Source organism: Mesorhizobium sp. M4A.F.Ca.ET.022.05.2.1 (genome assembly GCF_003998845.1).
Taxonomy (GTDB): domain Bacteria; phylum Pseudomonadota; class Alphaproteobacteria; order Rhizobiales; family Rhizobiaceae; genus Mesorhizobium.
The window spans coordinates 1-8,822 of sequence record NZ_RZOJ01000258.1 but is presented as its reverse complement, the minus strand read 5'-3'; the positions used below and the strand labels follow the sequence as shown (position 1 = coordinate 8,822).

Genomic DNA, 8,822 nt, shown 5'->3' with positions numbered 1-8,822 from the left:
TTCTAATAATATAGTTCCCGATCCGCGCTTCGGTCGCCGACAGTTTGGGCAACGCGGCCTGCAGTTTTTTTACAGTGGTTTTTGACACGACCTACCCAGCCAAGGCTCTTTCGCTACGTTAGAAAGATACCATAACAATGTTATTGACAGAAAGCCAGCGCCCGCTCGACATTAGGCGGCAATAGCGCTGGCGCGAAGCTAAAGCGCATCGGGAGCACTCACATGGATCGACGGACTTTTATCAAAGCAACGCTGGCGACCGGGTTGTCCGCGCCTGCCATCCTTGATCGGTTCATCTCGGCGGCAGCGTCCGCCGGAACGAAGGTTCTGCGGATTGGCTATGGAACACCCGTTCAGACGCTCGACCCGATCAAGACCGTTCTCGGGTCCGACATCATCTCCCAGGGGATGATGTTTTCCCGGCTGATGAAGGCTAACGCGGATCAAAGCGAGATCGGACCGGGCCTGGCCGAAAGCTGGAAGATCTCGGAGGATGGACTGACCTATACCTTTCACCTGCGAGACGGCCTGAAGTTTTCGGACGGCAGCCCGTTGACCGCCGACGATGTGGCTTTCACCTATAACCGCATGCGGTTCCAAGCAGACTCTGTCTATGCGGCGCCGTTCAAGTCCTTGCAAAAGATCGAGGCGGCAGATGCGCGAACGGTCAGGATGGGCTTGTCCCATCCGTTCCCGGCTTTCCTGAAACTTTGCGAAATCTGGAATACCGGGATCGTTTCCAAGGCATCGGTCAAAGCCTTGGGCGACGAGAAATTCGGGAGTAACCCGACGGTCACGTCCGGCCCGTTCAAATTCGTCGAGTGGCGCGCCGGCGACCGGGTGATCATGGCCCGCAACGAGAATTTTTACCTGTCCGGCCATCCCAGGCTCGACGGCATCGAATTCATCTCCGTGTCTGACGACAATACCGGCGTCGCCATGGTGCAGGCGGGTGAACTCGATGTGGTCATGGGTGTTCCCTACAGCCGCATGAAGGAACTCGAGACTGCCGGTGTAAAGGTTGCTTCGGAACCCTCGAGCGCCACTTATGACATGCTGATCAATCACGAGACTGAGCCCTTCAGCAACGTGAAATTCCGTCAGGCGGTCAGTTTCGGCATTGATAGGCGCGCCATCACCGATGCCGTCACGGCGGGCTATGGCAAGCCGGCTTCATCGATCTTCAGTCCGATGCTCGAATTCTTCGACAAAGACCTGCCCGTGATCGCTCGTGACGTCGAGAAAGCCAAGACCCTTCTGGCGAGCTCCGGCATGGCACCGTCCTTCGAGCTCATGACCAATGCGGGAGCGACCGACGAAGACAAGCTGGCCATTCTGATCCAGGCGCAATTGGCCGAGGTGGGAATTACGGTCACGATCCAGTCGATCGATTCAGGTCAGGCGTGGACGCAACTGGTCGACGGCAAATATCAAGCGCAGCTCAACTGGTGGTACAACGAGACGACTGACCCCGACAACGCCCTGCGCTGGTGCGCCTGGGGCGCGGGCGAAAACAAGTCCTACTACACGCGCTTCAACAACGCGGAAGTGAACGCGCTGATCGAATCGGCCGCTGCGGAAGTCGATCAGGCCAAGCGCGACGAGATGTACAAAAAGATCCAGCGAATTTGCGTGGAGGAAGTGGCGCAGGTCGCGCTCTATCATCCCACCTGGACCAGCGCGCGCGCCGCCAATGTGACCGGCCTGGCGTTCGATCCCGGCTGCCAGTATTCGACCATCGAAGAGGCGGACCTGAAGAGCTGAGCGCCACCGATGCATCGCTCAGATAAATTCAGCAAGCCTGCCACATGACTCGTTTTTCCTTCGTCCTTCGGCGGCCGTTCGAGCTGATCCCGGTCCTGATCGGGATCAGCCTCGTCAGCTTCGTTCTTCTGCAACTGACCCCAGGGGACCCCGCACGGTTGCTCCTGGGGCCAAAAGCCAGCGCCGAGGCGATCGCGCAGCTTCGCGAACATTACGGGCTCGATCGGCCTGTATTCATTCAATATTTTTATTACATCAGGAATGTGCTGAGCGGTGACTTCGGTCAGTCCATGAGCTTTCGATCGGCGATCGGACCACTGCTTTTGGACAGGATCGGCCCGACCGTCTACATCCTGGTCTACGGCTTGTTCCTGTCAGCGCTGCTGACCCTTCTTCTGGGCATCGCGGCAGCGCGCAGCCGGGGCGGATGGCTGGATCAGGCAATCCGCGTCCTCTGCGTGGCCGGTGTCGGCATCCCGTCCTACTTCGTCGGCCTGTTGCTGGTGCTGGTTCTGTCGCTGAAGGCCGGACTCTTCCCCGTATCGGGCTATGGGAACGGCTTTCTGGCCAATCTTTATCACATGTTCCTGCCGGCCCTGACGATCGCCATCTCGGTGACACCGATCCTGACGCGGAATTTTCGCGCCACGCTGATACAGCAGATGAATGCCGGTTACGCCGTGGCGGCGCTATCGAAGGGTGTGCCGGAAAAGAACGTCTTCTGGCGGCATGTTTTCCGGAATTCGCTTCTGCCCACCGTCAGCCTGTTCGGGGTAGTGGCTTCGTTCCTGATCGGCGGCACGGTCGTGGTTGAAAATGTCTTCAACGTTCCGGGGCTGGGTCTCTTGCTGGTACGCTCGGTTCTCAGCCGCGACTATCTGGTGGTGCAGGGCGTGACGCTTGTGATGGCCGCCGGCATCGTGATCTCCAATCTGGTCATAGATGTCGTGATCGCGGCGCTTGATCCCAGGGTCAAGACATGAGGTCCGCCCTGAGCACGTCCGCGACCTGGCTGCGGAAGGAAGCCTCCGCCGCGCTGATCGCCGGCTTGGTCATCACCGGTGCCTGGGTGATTGCCGCGGCGCTCGCACCTCTTCTGACACCGTACGACCCGATCGCGGTCAACGTGGTCAAAGCGACGCTGGCGCCAAGTGCCGACCATCTTCTGGGCACCGACTCGGTGGGCCGCGATATCTTTGCCCGCGTCCTTTACGGCGCGCGCATCGACCTTCTGATGGCGGTGGCCGGTGTGATCGGGCCTTTCCTGCTTGGAACCTTGGTGGGTCTCCTGGCTGGCTATTCCGGCGGCTGGCTCGACGGGATTCTGATGCGCATACTCGAGGTCACGATCTCCTTTCCCTATTTCGTGCTGGTCATTGCGATTGTCGCCATCATCGGGCCGGGCCTGACGGGTTACCTTGTTTCGCTGACCGTCGTGAACTGGGTCACTTATGCCCGGCTGGTGCGCAGTGAGACGCTGGTCCTGACCAATGCCGATTTCATTCTGGCCGCGCGCGTCCTGGGCTACCGCCGCCGCCGGATCATGCTGCGTCACATCCTGCCGAACGCGATTGTGTCTTCCAGCGTCTTTCTGATGACGGACGCGGTGCTGACGGTCGTCCTGGGATCGTCGCTGGGCTTTCTTGGACTGGCGTGCAGCCGCCGACGCCTGAGTGGGGCGTCATGATCGCCGAGGGGCGCACTTATCTTGGCTCCGCCTGGTGGATATCGCTCTGCCCCGGCATCGCCCTCTGTTCACTGGCCTTCGGCCTGTCGCTGATCGCCGACGGCGTGGCCCATATTCTGGACCCCGAGGCTTGAGTTGGACAATATTCTCGTTTCTGTCGAAGACCTTTCTGTCACCTTTGACACGGTCCATGGCCCGGTCAACGCCGTCAAGGGCGTTTCCTTTGCGATCCGCCGGGGGGAGGCGCTGGGGATCGTGGGAGAATCCGGCTCCGGCAAGTCGGTAGTATGTCGGGCGCTGCTGCAGCTTTTCACGCCCAACGCGAAGGTAAGGCAGGGCCGCGTCCTCTATGATGGCAATGACGTCCTGAAGATGTCGGCCGCCGACCTGAAGGCTTATCGCGGCCAGAAGGCGGCCATGATCTTTCAGAACCCGTCGACGCATCTCGACCCGACCATGACGGTCGGCGATCAGGTGGCCGAAGGGCTGATGATCCATCGTCAGCTAGGCCGCGCGGAAGCATCCGCGCAGGCCGTTCGTCTGCTCGACGACATGAAAATCCTCGAGGCGCCGCGCCGCGCGCAGGCCTACCCGCATGAGCTGTCGGGCGGCATGCGCCAGCGGGTGATGATTGCCGCGGCGCTGGCCTGTTCGCCCAGGCTCCTGATCGCCGACGAACCGACGACGGCCCTCGATGTGACCGTCCAGGCCCAAATCCTCGCGCTGATCCGGAGCATCCGCAAGGAGCGCGACCTGACAATTGTTCTGGTGACGCACGACCTCGGCGTGATCGGCGAGGTGTGCGATCGCATCATCGTGATGAAGGATGGCCGGATCGTCGAAGCAGGCACCAGGGAAGAAATCCTGACCCGGCCAAAGGTCGACTATACCCGCCAACTGATCCGGTCCCAGCCGTTCCTTCTGCCCGACCGCGCGCATTTTTCCGCGCCGGACCAAAGCGAAATCATGGCGGTCAGGGACCTGTCGATTACCTTCCCCGCCCCGAGAAGCCTGACCGACATGCTTCGCGGAAAGCCCGCTTATACGGTTCGCGCGGTGGACAAGGTCACCATCTCCTTGCGCCGGGGCGGATGCCTGGGCGTCGTGGGCGAATCCGGGTCCGGCAAAAGCACGCTGGCCCGCGCGCTGGTCGGGCTGCTGAAGCCGTCGTCAGGCTCCATTCACATCGAAGGGCTGGAGCGCGGAAAGGATCGCGGCCGCGTCGTGCAGATGGCTTTTCAGGACCCTTATCTGTCCCTGAACCCTGCCTACACGATCAAGCAGACCCTTTTGGAACCGTTCATCGCTCACAGGCTTTGCGCGCCGTCCGAGGCTCCAGAGCGGCTGAAGCAGCTGATGAGCATGGTCGAACTGCCGCAAGAGCTGTTGCACCGCAAGACCAACCAGTTGTCCGGCGGCCAGCGCCAGCGTGTCGGCATCGCGCGTGCCCTTGCCATGTCGCCCGCCATCTTGATCGCCGATGAGGTGACATCGGCGCTGGACGTGTCGATCCAGGCGCAGATATTGGAACTTTTCAAACGGCTCCAGAAACAGCTGAACCTCACGCTGATCCTGATTTCGCATGACCTCGCCGTCGTGAGGCACCTTTGCGAGGAGGTGGCGGTGATGCGCCATGGCAAGCTCGTCGAATATGGCCGTAGCGCCGACGTGCTCCGCAACCCGCAGACTGACTACACCCAGGCACTGCTGAATGCCGTGCCGAAATTGATGATTGCCAATGTGGAATGAAAACCATGACGAAACCGCGCGGCCGTGACCTTGGCCTTCCCTTTCCCGGCAAGACCGGACCCTACAATGCGATCACCGACGTACCGGGCGTTCTGGTTGGCTTCACGACGCTGACCGACCCAGGCAAGAACATGCGCACCGGCGTGACGGCCATCATTCCACGTGCCGAACGGGATACGCCCAGACCTGTCTGGGCCGGCTTTCACAGTCTGAACGGCAACGGAGAGATGACCGGCGTTCACTGGGTCAATGATGCGGGGTATTTCGTCGGCCCGATCTGCATCACCAACACCCACGGCATAGGCGCGGCCCACACGGGAGCCACCGAGTGGATGATCCGCACGTACGCCAAGCACTTTGAGGAAGAACATGCCTGGGCGTTGCCGATTGTGGCGGAAACCTATGACGGCTGCCTGAACGACATAAACGCGATGTTCGTCAAAGCCGAACATGTGGTCGCGGCGCTGGACGCCGCGAAATCCGGACCGGTCGCCGAAGGGTCGATCGGCGGCGGCAACGGCATGATCGCCTATGACTTCAAGGGCGGCACGGGCACCGCATCGCGCCAGATCAGCATCGGCGGTAGGATTTATACAGTCGGGGTGCTGGTGCAGGCAAACTACGGAGTTCGCCCGTGGCTTTCGGTTTTGGGCGTGCCTGTCGGTCGCGAAATGCCGGGCGGCCGCTCCCGAAACAAGGAGACCGGCTCGATTATCGTCATCATAGCGACCGACGCACCGCTTTCGGATGCGGTGCTTCGGCAACTGGCAAAGCGCGGCTCCATCGGGATAGGACGCTCAGGCTCGCCGGGTGGCAACGCGTCGGGCGACATCTTCCTTGCCTTCTCGGTGGCCGATGACATGCCGAACCCGCTTCATGCAGGCCCAGTAATTACACGCCATTCCCTGAACTGGGAGGAGCTTGATCCGCTTTATGAGGCAGCCGTCGAAGCCATCGACGAGAGCGTGATCAACGCCATCGTCGCAGGCGAAGACGTGGCGATGTTCAAGCCGAGGGGCCAGGTCTGCCCGGCAATCGACACGGCCAGGCTGATATCGATCATGGCGGACTACGGGCGCCCTAGACTAGGCCGACAAATGGAGGCTTCCTGTCCCAACCTGGATCGCAGCAATCGGCAATGATCGACTTGGCTTCATCTGTGTTGCAAAAAGAAGTGCGGGACGGTTGTAGTCGGAGTGCCGGATCGCCACCATCCGCTCGTCCGTCATCAAGCTGTCCGGAAGTCCGAAGGGTGAAACCAGACTGCGCGGCAACGCAATTTTCAGAAGCTCGGTGGTTTTCGGATCAGTGAGCAACGCCCGGGTGATCGCAGCGACCTGCTCGCCAGTCAAACGATCAAGAAGGTAGCGCGCCATGCCATCTTCCGGCGAGAGCGCGTCAAGACACAAACGGATCGATGTCGCGCCGGCGGCGCCAATGAGATCAGAGGGGTTCACTCGGCTCCTCGCTCTCTGTAATGGGTTTTCGACGTAGGCGCAGCTGTCGGATAGTCGCCTGAGAAGACCCAGGCTTGCCAAACGCTCTTCGAGCCGATGCGCATTGTCCGAAAAGTCTTCCTGATCTGCAGTCCCGGCATCGACAAATGATCGTGCCTGAGCATCTCCAATGACGATTCCGTACCGCTCATGTAAGCGCGCCAGGAGTCTTTGAATTCAAGCCTGCTATCCACGCACGTCACGACGAGAGTCTTCAGCAACCGATCGGTTGGTGCATAGCGCACGCGTCGGCTCGATCGACGTGATGACAACCCGATTGCGCGCGATATCGTTCAGGCCAAGAACAAGGGACGAACCGGCGGCAAACGGCTTTTCGTGCCGATCACACCGATGCTGTCTGAGATCCTGGATGCGGCCGACAGGCGCGGAGAGACTGTCCTGGTCAACGGCTACGGTGACCCATTCTCCGCCAAGTCGCTGACGGGAATGATGGCGCATTGGTGCAAGCTTGCCGGCCTGACGAAGGGCCTGACCTTGCACGGGCTGAGGAAGTCTCTCGGTGTTTATCTGGCGGAGGCTGAGGCCCTCGACCCGGCAGCTCATGGACGTGCTCGGTCACGACGATATCGGTCACTCAGAACTCTATTCGCGCGAGGCATCCCAGGTTCGTCTGGCGGTGCAGGGTATGGATCGAGTCGTGCGGCTGGTGACCCGCAAGCCGATGGTTGGCGAACCTTTTGGCGACCCTGTTGGCGAACCTACCCGTAAGCCATTTGATAAATAACGATAATGGTGGGCCCGGAGGGTCATCGTTTTCTACAGGAAATCAATATGTTAGCGGGTGGTTCGCCACCCCGTTTCCTTCGTATTCTCTCGTATGGTCTGGCGAACCCAATGATCTGGAGGAGGACTAGTTTCCCCTGCGAGAACTATCGCCACAGAAAACGGCTTTCGCCTTAGCACAAGCGCTCTGCGAGACGCTCTGCCGGGGAAGAGCAGTGGCAGAAAGCTGCCGCGATAGACGCGGTCTCTTACTGCGAGCCGGGCACTCGAGGCGCCGATCGGCGAGGCTGAGGTAGGGCTGGCGCTGGCTCAGAAACGGCTGGAACGTTCCTCCGGCTGCGGCGATTTCAAGGCATGGCAGGAACATTGCGGATCGGCCGGAAGCCATGCGGCGGTTTCCAGCGCAACCCGCGAGGCGGTCATGGACAGGCTCGGCAAAACGTCCTGTTGCAGCAATTCCTGGCGATTACGGTCCATATAGTCATTGAAGGCCGCCGTAACGAACGCCAAGGGCACGAAACAGGCGCCGATCTCGCGCGACAAGGTGGCTTCGGGGGCAATCGAATGGTTGAGCACGTCGGCCCCCATGCTTCGAAACGCCAAGGCTTCGGCCGGGCTCGTAAGACGCGGCCCGTAACAGTGGGCAGCCACCAACTGCTGTTCGATGCCATGAACGCGGCATTGCGGCGGCCAGTGACGGCGCGCGGTTTTGACCAGAACGGCCGCGCATCTGGGGCATACGATCTGCTTGCCGGAGCAGTCGAAGCTCTGGCGGCCGGGAAGCAGTGAGAATGGGGTCTGCGTTAGCTCGATGATATCGGCGTTCACCACCATGTCGCCCGGCTGGATCGCCTTGTTGACGGCACCGATGGTTGAGCAGGAGACGACCTGTTTCACACCCGCGTTCATCAACACCCAGAACGCGCGGCGATGGCAGGAATGGTCGATATGGTCGCGGGGATTGCCATGCGAATACATGCACAGCGCCTGTTTCGTTCTGCCTTCGGCGGTAATCGAGGCATCGAACTCGATGAGCTTCCAATTGTCGGTGCGGCCGAAAGGCGTCTCGAAGCTCATGTCCCGCCGCAAGGTGCGCACGCCATCGACTTCGACATCTTCGGGAAAGGCCAGCCCCCAGTTTGCAGAACCGGTGATGATCGCCAGCCCCACCTTGGGGATGTCTGTCTGATGGTCGGCTGCGATAGGATTGCTTGGCATGATTTCCGGTCTCGGTCAGGATTTCTGGCGAAGCGTCACGATCAGGATGACGGCCACAACGATGGCGGTCCATAATGTCGAGATCGCCGCGATGGTTGGATCGATCTGATCGCGCAGCGACAGGAACATGAGCTTCGGCAGCGTGCTGTTGCGGCCGCTGGCGA

Annotated in this window: 8 protein-coding genes and 2 pseudogenes; 7 read left to right on the top strand and 3 right to left on the bottom strand. The window is 60.5% G+C overall.

The genetic code is table 11. The features are described from left to right. Window positions 1-222: 222 nt before the first annotated feature. Genes EN745_RS23615 through EN745_RS23595 form a run of 6 tightly spaced genes read left to right on the top strand, consistent with a single transcriptional unit; the run spans window position 223 to window position 6,342 of the window. Window positions 223-1,764 (top strand): ABC transporter substrate-binding protein, encoded by a 1,542-nt coding sequence (locus EN745_RS23615; RefSeq protein WP_127422391.1) that lies wholly within the window; start codon window positions 223-225, stop codon window positions 1,762-1,764. Window positions 1,765-1,808: 44 nt separating this feature from the next. Then, window positions 1,809-2,747: an ABC transporter permease gene (locus tag EN745_RS23610; protein WP_127422390.1), complete on the top strand. Its 939-nt coding sequence runs from the start codon at window positions 1,809-1,811 to the stop codon at window positions 2,745-2,747. Further along, window positions 2,744-3,451 (top strand): ABC transporter permease, encoded by a 708-nt coding sequence (locus EN745_RS23605; RefSeq protein ID WP_245487817.1) that lies wholly within the window; start codon window positions 2,744-2,746, stop codon window positions 3,449-3,451. The genes EN745_RS23610 and EN745_RS23605 overlap by 4 nt, the downstream gene beginning before the upstream one ends. After that, on the top strand, window positions 3,448-3,585 hold the full coding sequence (locus EN745_RS37175; RefSeq protein ID WP_245487816.1) for a hypothetical protein: 138 nt from the start codon (window positions 3,448-3,450) through the stop codon (window positions 3,583-3,585). The genes EN745_RS23605 and EN745_RS37175 overlap by 4 nt, the downstream gene beginning before the upstream one ends. A 1-nt stretch (window position 3,586) precedes the next feature. Beyond that, window positions 3,587-5,200 (top strand): ABC transporter ATP-binding protein, encoded by a 1,614-nt coding sequence (locus tag EN745_RS23600; RefSeq protein ID WP_127422389.1) that lies wholly within the window; start codon window positions 3,587-3,589, stop codon window positions 5,198-5,200. After that, complete coding sequence (locus tag EN745_RS23595; protein ID WP_210213773.1) at window positions 5,197-6,342, top strand: P1 family peptidase; 1,146 nt, start codon at window positions 5,197-5,199, stop codon at window positions 6,340-6,342. The genes EN745_RS23600 and EN745_RS23595 overlap by 4 nt, the downstream gene beginning before the upstream one ends. Here the strand turns inward: EN745_RS23595 and EN745_RS23590 are convergent. Then, the gene (locus tag EN745_RS23590) at window positions 6,286-6,657 is read right to left on the bottom strand and encodes a hypothetical protein (protein ID WP_189363140.1); all 372 of its coding nucleotides are present in this window, start codon (window positions 6,655-6,657) and stop codon (window positions 6,286-6,288) included. The genes EN745_RS23595 and EN745_RS23590 overlap by 57 nt on opposite strands. A gap of 360 nt (window positions 6,658-7,017) precedes the next feature. Between EN745_RS23590 and EN745_RS23580 the strand changes: the two are divergent. After that, window positions 7,018-7,363 (top strand): annotated as a pseudogene (locus EN745_RS23580) (tyrosine-type recombinase/integrase); the annotation flags it as partial. A gap of 386 nt (window positions 7,364-7,749) precedes the next feature. Here EN745_RS23580 and EN745_RS23575 read toward each other — a convergent pair. Together EN745_RS23575 and EN745_RS37680 are read right to left on the bottom strand one after the other, a co-directional pair. Continuing rightward, the gene (locus EN745_RS23575; RefSeq protein WP_245487815.1) at window positions 7,750-8,610 is read right to left on the bottom strand and encodes a 5'-methylthioadenosine phosphorylase; all 861 of its coding nucleotides are present in this window, start codon (window positions 8,608-8,610) and stop codon (window positions 7,750-7,752) included. Between the two features lie 63 nt (window positions 8,611-8,673). Further along, a pseudogene (locus EN745_RS37680) lies at window positions 8,674-8,822 on the bottom strand (ABC transporter permease); the annotation flags it as partial.